This is a genomic window from Streptomyces sp. NPDC091682, assembly GCF_044756625.1.
Lineage (GTDB): Bacteria > Actinomycetota > Actinomycetes > Streptomycetales > Streptomycetaceae > Streptomyces.
The window spans coordinates 453,876-469,385 of record NZ_JBIVTH010000004.1 but is presented as its reverse complement, the minus strand read 5'-3'; the positions used below and the strand labels follow the sequence as shown (position 1 = coordinate 469,385).

General features: G+C 73.1%; 5 protein-coding genes. All 5 read right to left on the bottom strand.

Going from position 1 to position 15,510, the window contains the following annotated elements; translation table 11 throughout:
- Nucleotides 1-16: 16 nt before the first annotated feature.
- Entirely contained in the window at nucleotides 17-1,774 is a 1,758-nt protein-coding gene (locus ACIQK6_RS12775) for an acyl-CoA dehydrogenase family protein (protein ID WP_402694774.1), read from the bottom strand.
- Entirely contained in the window at nucleotides 1,771-3,666 is a 1,896-nt protein-coding gene (locus tag ACIQK6_RS12770) for an acyl-CoA dehydrogenase family protein (protein WP_402694773.1), read from the bottom strand. The genes ACIQK6_RS12775 and ACIQK6_RS12770 overlap by 4 nt, the downstream gene beginning before the upstream one ends.
- On the bottom strand, nucleotides 3,663-5,285 hold the full coding sequence (locus ACIQK6_RS12765) for a PfaD family polyunsaturated fatty acid/polyketide biosynthesis protein (RefSeq protein ID WP_329100014.1): 1,623 nt from the start codon (nucleotides 5,283-5,285) through the stop codon (nucleotides 3,663-3,665). The genes ACIQK6_RS12770 and ACIQK6_RS12765 overlap by 4 nt, the downstream gene beginning before the upstream one ends.
- 29 nt (nucleotides 5,286-5,314) lie before the next feature.
- Nucleotides 5,315-12,706 (bottom strand): beta-ketoacyl synthase N-terminal-like domain-containing protein, encoded by a 7,392-nt coding sequence (locus tag ACIQK6_RS12760; protein ID WP_402694772.1) that lies wholly within the window; start codon nucleotides 12,704-12,706, stop codon nucleotides 5,315-5,317.
- 140 nt (nucleotides 12,707-12,846) lie between these two features.
- On the bottom strand, nucleotides 12,847-15,294 hold the full coding sequence (locus tag ACIQK6_RS12755; protein ID WP_402694771.1) for an SDR family NAD(P)-dependent oxidoreductase: 2,448 nt from the start codon (nucleotides 15,292-15,294) through the stop codon (nucleotides 12,847-12,849).
- Nucleotides 15,295-15,510 lie beyond the last annotated feature (216 nt).

Below are 15,510 nucleotides of genomic sequence, written 5' to 3'. Positions count from 1 at the left end.
GGTCTCCTTCCTGGATCTACCAGTTGACGGGGAAGGACCGGAACGAGAAGAGCCGGCCCTCGCGGTGCGCGGAGAACAGCACGTCGGCGACCTCGGCGACCTCCTGCGGACCGGTGACCCGCCGGGTGGGGTGGAAGCGCTTGAGCAGCCGCTCCAGGCAGACCAGCAGGACCGCGGGCGAGCGCAGCCCCGGATCGATGCTGTCGTGGCCGCGCAGGTGGAGGTGAACGACGGCGGCCGCCGCCGAGACGACGGTGTACTGCTTGGCCAGGTCGTACAGCTCGGACGACTGTCCGACTCCCTTGCCGAGGTCGGAGACGAGTTTGCGGTGCTCCTCGGCGATGCGGTCCAGTTCGTCGACGATCGCCCCCGCCGTGTCCGCCGCCGCGGCCAGGCGCGACGCGTCGCTCGCGGTGGCCGCCGCCGCGGCCCGGTGCAGTTCGTCGACGGCGGAGCGCAGGGCGAGCACCGGGTCGTCCACGCCCCGACTGAACAGCTGTTGCTCGGCGGGCCGATAGGGCTTCATGGGATGGGCCGGGTCGAAGAGCGTTCCGGTCCTCGCCACCGCGCCGGCCACCAGCGCCGGATCCTGACCGATCGCGTTGGCCAGCAGCTTGTCCAGTTGCAGCGCGATGTTCTTCAGGTTCACCACGGTGTTGCCGTCGGCGAAGTTGGAGATGGCGAAGTCCCGCAGCACCTTCTGGAAGATCCCGTGCCGGGGGTGCGAGCGCAGGTAGTAACGGGCGCCGAGCACGATGGCGAGCCGGCCGAGCGTCTCCTCCAGGAAGGTGGGGACGAAGTACTTCACCACCGACGACCAGATGCTGGCCTGGTCCGGGCTCAGCTGGAGGCTGCGCACGGCGCCGGTGGTGAGCGCGTCGGCGACCAGCAGGTCCGCGTAGCTCTCCACGAGCTGTCGCTGGGAGTAGGGCACCTCGGAAACCGCACCGCCAAAGATCATCCGCTGGGTAGCGAAGTCGAGGGTGGTGCGCAGCGCGGTGTCCACGCAGCTCATCGCGATGCTCGCGATCGCCACACGGGCCAGCTGGCTGCTCTTGAGCGCCGTTTCCAGCCCCTGCCCGGCCCGACCGACGAGCGCGCTGTCGGACACGAAGCAGTTCCGCAGCCGTACTCCGCTCATGTCCAGCCCGCGCAGGCCGTGCAAGGGCTCGTCGGGCAGGTGCTCGAGCTGCTCGGCGGGGACCGCGGACTTCTCGACGGCGAAGATCGAATAGCCGCCGGGTCCCCCCTTGTCCGACGTACGGGCGAAGACCATGACGACATCGGCGACGGTGGCGTTGCCGATCGTCCACTTCTCGCCGTCCAGCAGCCAGCCGCCCTCGGTCCGCCGGGCGGTGGTGTCGTTGGCGAGGACGTCGCTGCCGTGCCGCCGCTCGGACAGGCCCCAGGCCAGCTTGCCGCCGCCCCTGATCACGTCGGCGAAGTGCTGCCGCTGCTCGGGGGTGCCGGCGACCCACACCGGCATGTAGCTGAGACTGGTGAGGACCATGGCCGTGGCGGCCGTGGGGTCGCGGCGGGCGACCAGCCGGTACAGGTTGAAGCCGTCCTGCACGTCCACGGCCCGCCCCCCGTTCTCGGCGGGCACGATCCAGTCGTACAGGCCCCAGGAGGCGAGCAGATCGACGAACTCGTGCGGGTACTCCTCCCGTTCGTCCAGGTCGAGGACGCGGCTGTACGGCATGGGCCCGTCCGGGTCGTGCGGGTCGCCCAGGTGGCGCTCCAGCTCGGCCATGAGGGCCGGCAGATCGGTCATCGCTCCTCGACCTCCTCGTTCTCGTCGTTCCTGTCGTTCCTGTCGTTCCTGTCGTTCTCCGTCTGCTCGCCGGAGTCGCTCAGCCGCACCGGGAGGGCGGTGAACAGCCTTTGTTTCGCGTCGAGTTCGGTGACCAGCCGACCCGCCGGAGCGAGATCCCGGTACGCCGCGGTGCGCGGGTCCCGTCCGTCGGCGAGGGCGGTCAGCAGCGCGAGTACGGCGGTGAGCCACCCGGTGTCGCCGGGGGCGGCGCCGCCGTAGAGGCCGGCCCGGTCGCGGTGGTACCACCAGGCCAGAGCGGCGGAGGCCGCCGCGTAGAGCACGCAGAGGCGATCGGCCAGGTCCAGCGGTTCCGGGGAGACCTTCGCCGACCGGGCGCGGTCGCGCTGCGCGTCGGCCGCGTCACGGACCACCGCAGCCAGTGCCGCCCGCACCTCGGCGACCAGCTCCGCGGCCCGGGCCTCGCCCCGGCCGGACAGCTCGGCGGTGATCGCGCCGGCGTGCGCGGCGAACCCGAGCAGGACCTCGTCCTTCGGCCGTACGCCGAGGTCGAGGGCGGCGGGCCGGAGCTCGGGCAGCAGCTCCTGGTCGCCCAGGGCGAACACGGCGCGCAGCCGCCGCTCCCGCTCCGGGGCCGGGTCGGGGGCCTCCCGGGCCGTGTCGTCGGTCGGGTCGTCCGCGAACACGGTTGCGTAGGCCGGGAGGTGCATCGCGAGGGCGCGCAGGTTGCCGAGGACGCTCGTGTCGATGACCGCGACCATCGCGTTGTCCCGCACCGCCTTGTCGAGCACCGCGCCCGGACCGTCCCGCAGCACCGCGCGGGCGCCAACCAGGGCGCGCGAGCGGGTGGCGCAGGCGGCGGTGAGACGGGTGGCGACGTGCTTGACGACGGAGGACGCCAGACCGAACGCGCCGGGGGCGACGTGCACCTGGCGTGCGGCGGCCAGCACGGTGAGGTCGGTGGCGATCAGTTCGGCGGCGGCCAGGGCGAGTTCGCGCGAGCCGTACGGAGTGTCCGCGACCCGCTCGCCGCCCGTACGGTGCTCACGGGCGAACCGGAGCGCCGTGCGCAGCGCCGTGTCGGCGGTGGCCAGGCAGCCCGCCGTGCTCATCAGCCGGACGATCTGCTGGGCCCGTAGCGCACCCGCCAGGCCGCTGCCGACCTCGCCGACGACGGCGTCCGGCGCCACGACGAGCCCGTCGAACTCCAGGTCGGCAAAGTCAATGCCGCGCATCCCGGTGGTGCGCTGCGGCGGCAGCCGCCGCACCCGGGGGTCGGCGAGCTCCCGCGGCCCCAGCAGGACCGCGGTGAACGCGCCCGCACCCCGCTCCGCGGTGCGGGCCACGATCACGGCGGCGGAGGCGGAACTCCCGCGCCCGACCAGCCATTTGGTGCCGTGCAACGCTCCCTCGCCGGTCAGCCGGCAGCTGTTGGCGAGCACGTCGCTGCCGGCCTGTTCCTCGGACAGCCCGAAGGCGATCGTGCGCCCCTCGCGCAGCCAACCGGCGACCACCTGGTGCTGGGCCTCCGTACCTGCGGCGAGGACAGTCATGAGGGCCGAGATGCTGAACATGGTCGCGGGCATGACGTTGACGTCGCGGCGGGCACAGGCGCGGACCAGGATCTGGGTGTCCTCGAAGGAGCGCAGGTTTCCACTGAGCGCCGCGGGGAGGTGGCACAGGTGGAAGCCCTCCGCGCGCAGCCGCGCCTCGGCCGCCGCCGGGTACTCCTGCGCCGCGTCGCGGGCCGCGCCGGCCGCGAAGCCGAACGGGTTGTCCGTCACCCAGGGGTCGCCGAGCAGCCGGTCCAGCCGCTCCGCCTCGGCGAAGGGCACGTCAGCCACGGGCGCGTCAGCCACGTCAGCCGCGGCGGGCGGGAACACCGTGGTCACTGCCCCACCCCGACGGCGGAGTCGTAGGACGTGGAGTCCTCCGGCGACGGTCGGGTGGCGATGCCCGCGGGGAAGGCGATGCCGGCCGCCCGCAGCATGGCGAGCCGCTGGTGGAACGCCGCACCCGTCATGATCTGCCGGCCCACGTCCGCGACCCTGCGGTGCTCGGGCGCGGCCAGGTACGTCCCGCGCACCCACGCGTTGAAGCTGCCCATCGCCGGTCCGCACCAGATCTGGTAGTCGACCGCACGGTCCGCCTCACCGGTCTTCGCCCAGCGCGACGCCATCCCCAGGTACCAGCGGAAGACGAGCGCCGCCCGCCGCTTGGGATGGCCCTCCGCCCGGGCGAGCTGGGCCGGGTCACGGCGCCGGAAGTACTCGGCGGTCTCCTCCCAGACGCTCTCCAGCGGCCGCCGGAAGATCTGCTGCTCGACCCGCGCGCGCACGTCGTCCGGGAGCGCCTCGATGCCGTCGTACGTGCGGTAGAGCTCGTACAGCTGCTTGGCGCGCATGGGGAAGAACGTGCCGCGCTTGAGCACCTGCAGTTCGACACCCATCTCGAACATGTCGGCCGCGGGGGCCATCTCGCAGTCGGCGATGCCGGCCTGGGCGAGCATCTCCTTGACCCGCGGGGAGGTGCCGGCTTCCAGGCACGACTGGTTGATCGAGCCGGTCACGATGTAGTCGGCTCCCATGGCGAACGCGGCGGCCGCGGCGTCCGGGGTCCCGATGCCGCCGGCGGCTCCGATCCGGATGCGCTCGGGGTAGCCGGCCTCCTGCATGATCGCGTCGCGCTGCCGCATGATGACGGGAAGCAGGGCGGGGAGCGGCCTGCGATCGGTGTGGCCCCCCGAGTCCGCCTCGACGGTGATGTCGTCGGCGAGCGGGACCCGGGGCGCGAGGCGGGCCTGCTCCTCGGTGATGAGGCCGTCCGCGAGCAGCGCCCGCACCATGGCCTCCGGTGCGGGCCGCATGAAGAGTTCGGCCGTCTCGGTACGGGAGATCTTGGCGATGACCCGGTTGGCGGCGACGACTCCGTGCGGGCCGCCGGTGCGCAGACCGGCGAGCCGGTAGCGGACCAGGTGGGGGGTCAGCTTGAGGAAGGCGGACGCCTCCACGCAGGGCACGCCGTACGCCAGGAAGAGGTCGACGGAAGTGCGCTCCAGCCGGTCCTCGCTCGGGCTGTGGATGAGGTTGCAGGCGTAGCCGAGGCCGGGGATCTCGTCGCGGAAGCGGATCAGGGCCTTCTCCACCGCCTCGGGGAGCAGTCCGGCCGCGCCGTACGAGGCGAGGAAGCCCGCGCGTGCCATGGCGACGACCATGTCGGCGGAGGCGATGCCGTTGGCCATGGCGCCGCTCATGTACGCCTGCTTGAGGCCGTGCGCGGCGAGGAAGGCGGCGCTGCCGAGCCGTTCGGGTCCGAGCGGCGGCACGGCGGCGACGATCTCGTGACGGCCGCCGGAGGTGACCTCACCGCCGGCGGCCGCGCCCAGGCCGTACGGCCCGCGCACGATGTAGACGGGCTCGTCGAGGCGGATCAGGGTCTCGTACACCCCGGTGTCGCCGACGGCCGGCTCTCCCCGCCCGGTCCACCGCGGGCGGTACTGATCGGTGGTCATGCTGCGTCTCCTGTCGGTCGTGCGCGGGATCAGACCTGGTCGTGGTGGATCTCGATGCCGATGCCACCGAGCTGGTAGATCCGCAGGGTGGACTTCCAGACGCTCGCGTCGCCGAGCAGCTGGATCCGGCCCGGTTCGCGGCGCACCTCCTTGATGTGCACGTCGAACTCCATGTCGGGGTCGTCGCGCAGGATCTGGCCGCGGTACGACCAGGTCGTCTCGGCACCGGAGAGGAGGGCGAAGCGCGGGTTGACCAGACCGTCCGTGAGGCCGGTTTCCACGGCGTACACCTGCAGGCCCTGGAGCAGGGCCTCGACGCCGAGCGAACCGGGCATCACCGGGTCGCGGTGGAAGTGGCAGGAGAAGTACCAGTCGTCGGGGCGGATGGAGCGGTGCCCGCGCAGGTAGCCGCGGCCGTGGTCGCCGCCGGTGGGCACGACGTCGACCCACTCGACCAGGTCGAGGTGGCCCGCGCCGAGGCGGGGCACCGGCCGGGAGGCCTCGGCGGCCCGGTAGGCGGCGACGTCGACGCGGCGGACGTCCGCGGGGCGCGGGGCGTGCCGGTCGAGCCAGGGCGCCACGTGCTTGCCCTTGTCCAGGCCGACCTGGTTCTCCAGGGCCTTCGCACTGAAGTAGCCGAACAGCGACTCGCCCGTGTAGAAGACCTCTCCGTCCGCGGAGAGCTCGTAGCTGTAGTTCTGCAGGATGGAGCCCGGCATCTGGTCGCTGGACAGCAGGGTCGACCGGTGCTGGATGGTCTTGCCGCGCAGGTCGACGTCCTTGACCAGGGTGGCGCGCCCGTCGAGGTTGCGGATGCTGAACTGCTCGTCGGGGAAGGGCAGCGTGGCGCCCAGGTAGTAGCCGAGCAGGATGGCCGCCTGGAGGCTGGACTCCATGTAGACGCAGTTGGGCATGTGCGGGTGCCCGTTGTGGTCGTAGTACCAGGCGTCGTCCGGGGAGTCGTACTCGGTGACCATGACGGCCCCGCGCTTGAGGACGCCCCGGGTGCCTTCGAGGGCCATGACCCGGTCGACGAAGAGGAAGTCGCCGTTGGGGATGTACGGGGCGCGGCTGTTGGCGTAGATCTCGAACTCGGGTCCCATCGCCGTGGCCAGGTCGCCCTTGGCCGCGTGCGCCATGTGGAACTCGCTGAGCAGCGCCGGCTGCCCGGTGGCCGGGCTCAGGCGGCCGAGGAAGTGCGGCACCTTGCCGCCCGTCTCCGGGCGGAACGGGGTGCCCGGCTTCTCCACCAGCCGGATGCCGAGGCCCGTGACGCTGATGGACGCCTTGCCGTCCCGCAGGACGACCACGTCGGCGGTGATCGCCGGACGCGGCACCAGGGTGAGCGAGGTGATGTCGACGCGGTACTCGATCTTCTCGGTGTCCGGGGTGATCTGACCGCGGACCTTGACCTCCGTCGACAGACCGGGAACGGGCTGGAAACGGGCGTCGGGGAAGGACAGGTGCAGGCCGAGGGAGAGGGCGTACACCTCCAGCAGTTGTACGGCACCCTCCGCGACGAGCGAGCCGGCCAGGACCGGGTCGTCCGGGAAGTGGCTGGTGAAGTACCAGCCGTCCGGCACGAGGTGCTTCACGGCCTCGATGCGGCCCAGACCGGCCGGGCCGCCCTTGCGGTCGAGGACCGTGACCTCGTCGGCCATGCGCAGCCGCTCGCTCGGTAGCCTCAGCGAGGTGTTGCAGCCGGCGGGCTGACGGTGCCCGGGGCCGAACACCTCGGCGATCCGGCCCTCGGCGAGCTGCGCCAGGTCGACGGCGCCCAGTGCGGTGCGGTCGGTGCGGGCCAGCGGCTTGAACGCACTGGAACCGGAGAACGTGCCGTCGCCGACCGGCGGCCTGACCTTCGCCTGGAGGATGCCGAGGGAGCTCTCCAGCTCCTCGTCGGTGAAGAAGCCGGCGCAGGCGTTGTTGAGCTTGAGGATCAGCTCGCCGTCGGCGTAGCAGTCGTAGTGGAAGAAGAAGAGGAGGGTGTCGCCCTGCTGCACGAACTGGTCGATCCAGATGTCGTAGCGCAGGGTCTGGCCGACACGGGGCAGGTCGCCGACGAAGCTGAGGCTGCTGTCGAGCAGGCGGTACACCCGGTCGCCGCGGTTGGTGAAGTCGGCGCCGAGGTAGCTGATCAGCAGCAGGTCGCACTGGCCGGCCTCGATGGTGACGGCCGGGGGGACCTGTCCGTCGACCGCGTACCAGGCGTCCACCGGCACGTCGTACTCGGTACGGATGAAGGAGGGCTTGAACTCTCCCGGTTCGGCCTCCAGGGCGGTGACCCGGGTCGCGAAGTGGTAGGGCGGGGCGGGCAGGCGGACGCGGCGGCGGTAGCCGTCGATCTCCGCGAAGCGGGGGCCGAAGACATTGCCGATCTTGCCGGTCGCGAACTCCAGCAGATCGTGCTCGTCCCAGACGACGCCCTCGGGCTTGGGCGGGCGGGGCGTCGGGTGGTCCCCGGTGGTGAGCAGGGCGACGAGCTCGTCACGCAGCTCGCGCTGGGCCGCGAGCACCTCGCCGTGCGCCTCCAGCATCTCGCTGCGGAGTCCGCGCACCAGTACGGCGGTGGTCTCGTCGCTCGCGCGCGCCGGGCTCTTGGCGACCGGTGGCACGGGCAGGGGCGCGCCGGAGACCGCGGTCCTGGGCGGCGTGTCGGGGGTGATCGCGGGCGGCCCGTCCGGCGGTGCCACGGCACCGGCGGCCGGGATCATCGTGATGGGCTCCCGTTCCAAAGCCAGGGCTGGCGCCGGCGGCTGCGCGGAGGGTTGGGTAGGCATCGCGGTGTCCCATTCCGTGGTGGTTTCGGGGCCTTGGGCAGGCACCGGATCGGCATTGACGCCGCCCACGAGCACCGCGACCGGCGCGGTGGGGCGGGCGGGCAGGGCTGCAGGGGTGGCGGAGACGACGGGTGCGGCCGGGGTGATCGGGGCGGTACGGGGAGGGGCGGCGGGCCCGGCATTCGACACGCCGGAGCCGGTCAGGGGCGCGGCCGGCGCCACGGACTGGAGTACGGCCGGCGCCACGGGCAGAGATGCCGCCGACGCCACGGGCTGGAGTACGGCCGGCGCCACGAACAGGGGTGCGGGCGGGGTGACGGGTCCGGCCGGCCGCGCCGGAGCGTTCGGCAGGACCTCTACGGTCGGGGCCGCGGCCGCCGTCACCAGGGGCGGGACCGGGGCGCCGCCCGTCGGGAAGCGCCGCAGGCCCGGCGACGGGCGTGTACGGCCGTGCGGGAGGGGGGCGAAGGCGCCGAGGTCGACGGGGATGCCGTGGGCGGCGAGTCGGGCGGCCAGGCGGGCGATGTCGGACGCCCCCCGTGCGCCCCGCCGGTCGACGGACACCGACAGGTGCGGTTCGCCGGCCAGGGTCTCGTGGATCCACCGCGAGCACGTGCTGCTGGGGCCGACCTCGATGAAGCAGCGGTAGCCGTCATCGTACGCACGCCGCACCAGCCGCGGGAAGTCCACCGTCTCGCGCAGGGTCACCGCGATGTTCTCGGCCACCGCGTCCGCGTCGAAGTCCGTCACGGGCTCGTAGTGCCGGCTGCTGTAGAGGACCAGGTCCCCCACGTCGCCGGTCGGGTAGCGGTTGAGGTCGGCGAGTTCGGTCAGGACCCCGTCCACCACGGGGCAGTGCATGACGTGGTTGGCGGGTGAGCGGGCGCTGCGGCACTCGAGCTCGGCGATCAGGTCGCGGCACTGCCGCGGATCGCCCGCGACGACGGTCTCCTGGGGTGTGTTGACGTGGGTGAGGAACACCCGGTCGTAGCGCCGCAGGGCCGCCCGTACGTCCTCGGCCGGCGCGAGCAGCACATGGGTGGCCCACACCTCCGCGTCGGGGACCCCGTCGCCCAGGCCCCACAGCTCGCGCACCGTGCGCTTGGGTCCGCGCAGCATGTCGCCGAAGAGCGGCGAGGCGCTGATCTTCTCGTCGCCGCGTGCGCTCTTGACCCAGCCGCCGGTGGCGAAGAGCATGCTGCTCTCGCCCAGGCTGTAGCCGAACGCGCCGTGCACCGGGACTCCCAGCACCTCCCGCACCAGGTCGGTGGAGAGCAGGGCGTAGCTCGTGCCCGCCGCGAGCATCAGCGGGATGTCCTCGACGAGTTCGCCGTCGAGCCGCATCAGCTCGCGCCTCCCCAGCGGTCCTCGCGAACGGGGGTAGAGCGCCGCGCTGCGCAACAGTTCGGCGGGGAGTTCGGCCTGGGCCTCGAAGCGCGGAAGCAGCCCGGGGAAGGCCCGGAACATGGCGCGTCCCAGTCCCAGATAGGAGTTGAACGCACCGGGGAAGACCAGGGTGACCTTGGCGTCGGGGCCGAGCGGCCGCGCGGTGAAGCAGCTGCCGGACGGGGAGGACCACTCGCCACCGGACTCCCACACGCCGGGCAGGTCCTTCAGCGCCTGGTCGATCTGCCGGACGAGCCCGGCCGGGTCGTCGGCGACGAGCACGGCCTTGAGCTTCGCCGGCCGGTCCGTGAACTCCGCCGACCAGTCCTCGGTCCCGGCGCCGTCGGCGGCGACCGCGGAACGCAGTTCGCCCAGCCGTCGCAGCAGTCCGTCGAAGTCGTCCGCGGCGACCGGTACGACCACTCCCCCGCCGGACCGGGTCCAGTCGGCCTCGGTGATCTCGCCGCGGACCTGGCGGCCGGTGAGCACGAGGTGGGCGTGGCTGCCCGCCGTGCCGATGACGCTGACGGAGGCGGCACGCCGGCCGTCACGGTGGGCGCGCAGCCAGGGCCGGGAGTCGGCGGCCAGGAAGAAGGCCGAGCCGTCGGTGCCGTCCGCCGCGATCCCGTCCGAGGCCACCGGGAAGTACCCGTGGTGCAGGCAGAGCACGGCCCGGATGAGCCCGGCGAGCCCGGAGGCACAGCCCGTGTCGCCGACGGCCGACCGGACCGAGGACAGCGCGGTGTGCAGCTCCCCGCCCGCCCGCCCGGCGGTCCAGACGCGGGCGAGACCATCGATCTCGGCCGCCCGCGCTCCGCCGGCGGCCTCGACCAGTTCGACGTCCGACGGGCCGAGTCCGGCCGCGGCGAGCGCGTCCTCGGCGGCGCGTTCCACGAGTTCGGCGCGGACGCCCGGGGTGACGTCCGGCGCGTGGTGCACGGCGATCGACTCGACCGTGGCGTACACCCTGAGTCCCTGCGGCACGCTGTCCGGCCGGGTGACGACGACGGCGCCGGCGCCCTCTCCCAGGATCTTCAGTCCGTCCCGGACGGCGCCCGGTTCGAGGAGTTCGCGGGCGAGGGTGTTCTCCGGTCCGGCGGCCAGGTCGACCGCGCCGACGAGGACGGCCTCGATGGTGGGGTCGAGCAGCAGCAGCCGGGCGACGTCCAGGGCCTCGACACCGACCGCACTGTCGGAGGAGAGCGTGAAGGACGGGCCGGTCAGGTTCCACAGGGAGGAGACCCGGCTGGCCATGATGTTGCCGATGTAGCTGAGGACCTCGTTGGGCTCGATGGAGTCGTGGACTCCGTCGCGCGCGGCACGGGTCAGGTCCGCCAGCTGCTCCGGGGAGGGCTGGACCCCCGCCGCCGCACACCACTCGGTGAGTTTGCGGCCCAGTTCGTAGCGGGAGCCGTGACCGTGCGCGCTGGGTTCCATCTCCATGCCGATGACCACGCCGATCCGGCGCGGACCGGAGCCTGCGGCCCCGCCGCCGCCCGGGCGCTTGCGCTCGTATCCGGCATCGCGCAGCGCCTCCTCGGCGACGCGCATCATCAGCAACTGCTGCTGGTTGAAGTGGTCGAGGTCCTTGGGCGGGATGCGGTACGAGGTGGTGTCGACCTCGAAGTCCTCGATGTAGGCGGCGCGGGGGGCCGCGTCACCGCCCAGCCCGCCCCGGTCCAGGGGGCCGTTCTCGACGGTCTCGAAGCCGCGCCAGCGCTGTTCGGGCAGGTCGCGTACGGCGCCGAGCCCTTCGTATCCCGCGCGTTCGAACTCGTCGAGGGTGGCGAAGGAGCCGAAGTGTGCGCCCATGCCGATCACGGCGAGCGGCGGCGGCTCGACGGCCTCGGCACCGGCGTCCGCGGCGGCCTCCGCGGACGCGGCGTCCGGCGCCGACAGCACGACGTGGGCGTTCGTACCGCCGAAGCCGAAGGCGGAGACACCCGCGCGGCGGGGAGCGCCGGGAGCCGGGTCCGGCCAGGCCACGGCTTCGCGTACGACCCGGTCGGCGATCGTTCCGGGCAGCGGCCGCTCCACGCCGATCGTCGGCGGTATGACGCCGTGCGACAGGGACAGGACGACCTTGAGGAGGCTGGACATGCCGGCCACGGTCAGCAGGTGGCCGATGTTGGCCTTGACCGACCCCAGCAGCGGGGTGCGGCCGAAGAACGCCTCGGCGCCGCCCAGTTCGGTGCTGTCGCCGAGCGGAGTGCCGGTGGCGTGGCACTCCAGGTACTGGATCGCGGACGGGTCGACGCCCGCCTCGCGGTAGGCGAGGTCGTACGCGGCCAGCTGCCCGGCCTCGTTCGGCGCGAGGAGGTGCTTGCCCGGGCCGTCGTTGGTCAGGGCGAGCCCGTCGATGACGGCGTGGATGCGGTCGCCGTCGCGCCGTGCGTCGGCGAGCCGCTTCACCGCGATCATCGCGGCCCCCTGCCCGGTGACGATGCCTCGGGAGCGGGCGTCGAAGGGCTGGCTGAAACCGTCCTGCGGATAGGCCCGCAGGTCGGAGAAGGACAGGTGGATCACGGTCGGATCGGGCGCGCAGACGCCGCCCGCGAGCATGAGATCGGCCCGCCCGGTCTCCAGATGGGCGCAGGCCAGCTTCAGCGCGTACAGCGCGGAGGAGCAGGCCGCGTCGAGGGTGAACCTCGGCCCGTCCAGGCCCAGGGCGGCCGCCACCACGCGGGCCGGCATGCCGCCCGCCCACAGGTTGTGGGCGGTGACCGCGCCGGGCGCGGCCGCGGCGGCCGCGCCGGACGCGATCGCTTCGTCGGGCACGCGCAGTCCGGCGTCCGCGAGGCCGCGGGCCACGGCGGAGTCCCAGAGTTCACCGGCGAACCGGCCGGAGGCCGGGGTGGGGAACGGGTAGTTCCCGAACACCACCCCGGTCCTCCGCCCTGGCCGGCCGCCCGCGGTCGGGGGATGGCCCGCGTCGGCCAGTGCGTCCCCGGCCACCCGGAGCGCCCAGTGGAACGAGCGGTCCAGGCCGGCCAGGTAGTCGGGAGGGAGGAGGTAACCCTTCGGATCGAAGCCTTCGGCACCCTCGTCGTACTCGTTGAGGAAGCCGCCCCGCGTGCAGTAGATGCGGTGCCTGTCCTCCGGGTCGGTCTCCCGGACCTGCGGGGCGTGCCCGAAGATCCGATCGTCCCCGTCGGTGCGTGAGTCCACGCCGCCGATCAGGTTGCGCCAGTAGTCGTCGGGTGTCCCCGCCCCCGGAAAGAGGCAGGCCAGGCCGACGATCGCGTACTTGCCCATGGTTGGGTCAGCCTCCGGGTGTCCGAATGGATCGGTTCGGGAGTCGGGGGTTCGGTGGTCGGTTGTCCGTCCGGGCCGGGCCCGGACCGGGCCTGACCCGGACCGGGCCCGGGGAAGGGCCGGGTCCGGTCCGGCGGACGTCAGACCGAGACGGTCGCGGTGCCGGTCCGCTCGACGGTCGGCCCGAACTTGCCTTCCAGCTGCGGGTCTTCCACGACCGTGACCCCGTCCAGCACCTGGAGCACGCGGCCTTCGCGGTCGAGCGCGGTGATCGAGCAGCTGATGCCGCTCGGGCCGGCCGACACGTTCTCCACCGCGATCAGGAAGTCCTGGTCGACGGGAAGCTCCGCGTAGAAGCGGGCCCTGGTGACCTCCATCGGCAGGCAGGCCCGGTTGCGGAACCGCCGGACCCACACGAGCGCGGACTGGAGCAGCAGATCGGCCAGTACGGGGCTGAGGAACCGCCCGTGGTACGCGCCGCGCGCCGGCCGCCCGTCACCGAGCCGCGCGCCGAGCAGCAGCAGCCGTTCCTCCGCGACCAGCACGGAGCGGAGCCCGCGCAGCGCGGGTCCGTGGAAGAGCGTGCCGTCCAGGTAGAGCGGGCCCGCATCGGTGCGGGTCGCCTCTCGGGCGGCACGGGCGAGGTCCGTACGGTCCGCCGGAGCGGTGAGCTCGTCGGTGGCGAGGCCCGCCCCGTACGACGGCCTGCTCTGACCGGCATCGTCCACGGCCGAGGCCAGCACCTCGACCGACTGGGGGCGGGCCGCCGGTCCGGGCTCCATGAACAGCCTCAGCCGTGAGGCGGTCGGGCCCTCGCCCTCGGCAGCGTCCATCACCAGGCCCTTAAAGACCTTGAACGCGGTCACCTCGGTCACCGGCTTGCCGGTCACCCGCTCCGCCGCGTTGACGAGCGCACCCAGCGCGGCGGTGGCGGGCAGCACCCGCTTGCCGCCGATCGCGTGGTCGGCGAGCACCGGATCGGCGTCGATGTCCGCGAGCGTGCGGTCGACGAGCAGGGACGCCGGGGCGGACGCGTCGGCCGCGGGGGGCGCGGAGAGCGGTGTCAGCGGGCCGGCGACGATGACCGTGTCCTGCCCGCGGGCCGCGGTGAACTGCTCGGCGAACATGCCCGCACCGGTCGCCACCGGCACCAGCACCACACCGCGCGAGGCGAACATCCTGCGCAGGTCGTCGGTGACCATCCCGCCGTCCCACGCACCCCAGTTGACGGAGGTCACGCGAGCCGAGGGAAGCTCGTGCTTGAGGCGCACCGCCATCCGGTTGAGGGCCTCGTTCGCCACCGCGTAGTCCGACTGGCCGCGGTTGCCGAAGAATCCGGCGACCGAGGAGAAGAACACCAGGTGGCGCAGGGCGGCCGTACCGCGGAGCGCGTCCAGTACGTGGCCCAGGCCGACGATCTTCGTACCGAGGACCCGGTGGATCTCCTCCGACGTCTTGTCGGCGATCAGCCGGTCGGCCAGGACGCCCGCGCCGTGCACGACACCGGTGACGCGCGCGGCGTACGGGGCGAGGGCGGTCCGGACGGCGGCCGCGTCGGTGATGTCGACCACGACGTACTCGACGGTGGCGCCGGTCGCCCGCAGCCGGTCGAGGTTGGCCCGCACGTCACGGCTGCCGGTCACCTCGCGGTAGACCGCCTCGACCCCGCGCGGGGTGGGCTTCTCCCCCGCGGCGACGATCCGCTTGACGATGACGCCCTTGAGCGCCGCCCCTTCGAGACCCGCCGACCACTCGGGCTCGGCGGTCACCTGGCTGCGGCCGAGCAGCAGCAGACCCGCGGGACGGGCCTCCACCAGCGCCTGCAGGCAGTCCGCGGTGATCCCGCGGGCGCCACCGGTGACGACGAGCAGGTCCTGTACACCGATCTCCGGGACGGCTGCCACGTGGGCGGCGGGCGGCTCGGCGGACGGGACGACGGTACGCCGTCCTTCCGCGTCGTGGCCCACGTCGGCGGTGTCGACGGACACGTCGTGGATCTCGTCCAGGAAGCGCGTCGCGACGGTGCGGTCGTCCAGGCCGGGGGCGAAGTCGACGGTACGGGTGAAGAGCGCCGGTACCTCGATCGCCAGCGTCTTGACCAGTCCGCTCACGCCGCCCAGCAGGGCCGATCCGGCGCCGCTGCCGCGGTAGCCGTTCGCACCGTCCAGCTGGGTCACCGCGACGAACGCGGCCCTGCCGCCGGCCGCGGCCGCGGCCTTCAGCGACGCCTGGGCCCGCTTGGCCACGAGCACGGTGTGCGCCAGGCGGCGGGCCGCCTCGGCCCACTCCTGACCGGCCAGGGCGGCCACCTGCACCACCAGGTCGAGCCGCTGGGCGGTGATGACCCCGGCGAGCTCGTCCTCCTCCCAGGTACGGAGGGACCGTACGGAGTCGGCTTCCACCGCGGACGCGGCGCCCGGCAGCGTGACGACCTCCACCCGCCAGCCGTCGGCCCGCAGCCCGGCGACCAGCGGACGGGTCAGCGTCGACCCGTCGTCCATGACGAGCGCGGTACGACGCTCGGGGTAGGCCCCTACGACACGGCAGGGCGCCGGCAGTTCCCGTACGGCCGCGAAGGTACGTCCCACGCCGTTCGCCCCGGGGTACGTGACGACGAGGGGAGCCTCTACGGCAGGAGCCGGAGCAGGGACTGGAGCGACCGAAGCCGACGCGCCGGAAGCCGAAGCCAAGAACCCCGCGATGTCATCAAGGGTCCTCAGCTCACCCATCCGCTCCGGATCCACCTCACCCGACACCGGGAACCGCTCCTGCAACGCACCCATGATCTGAACACGCTTGATCGA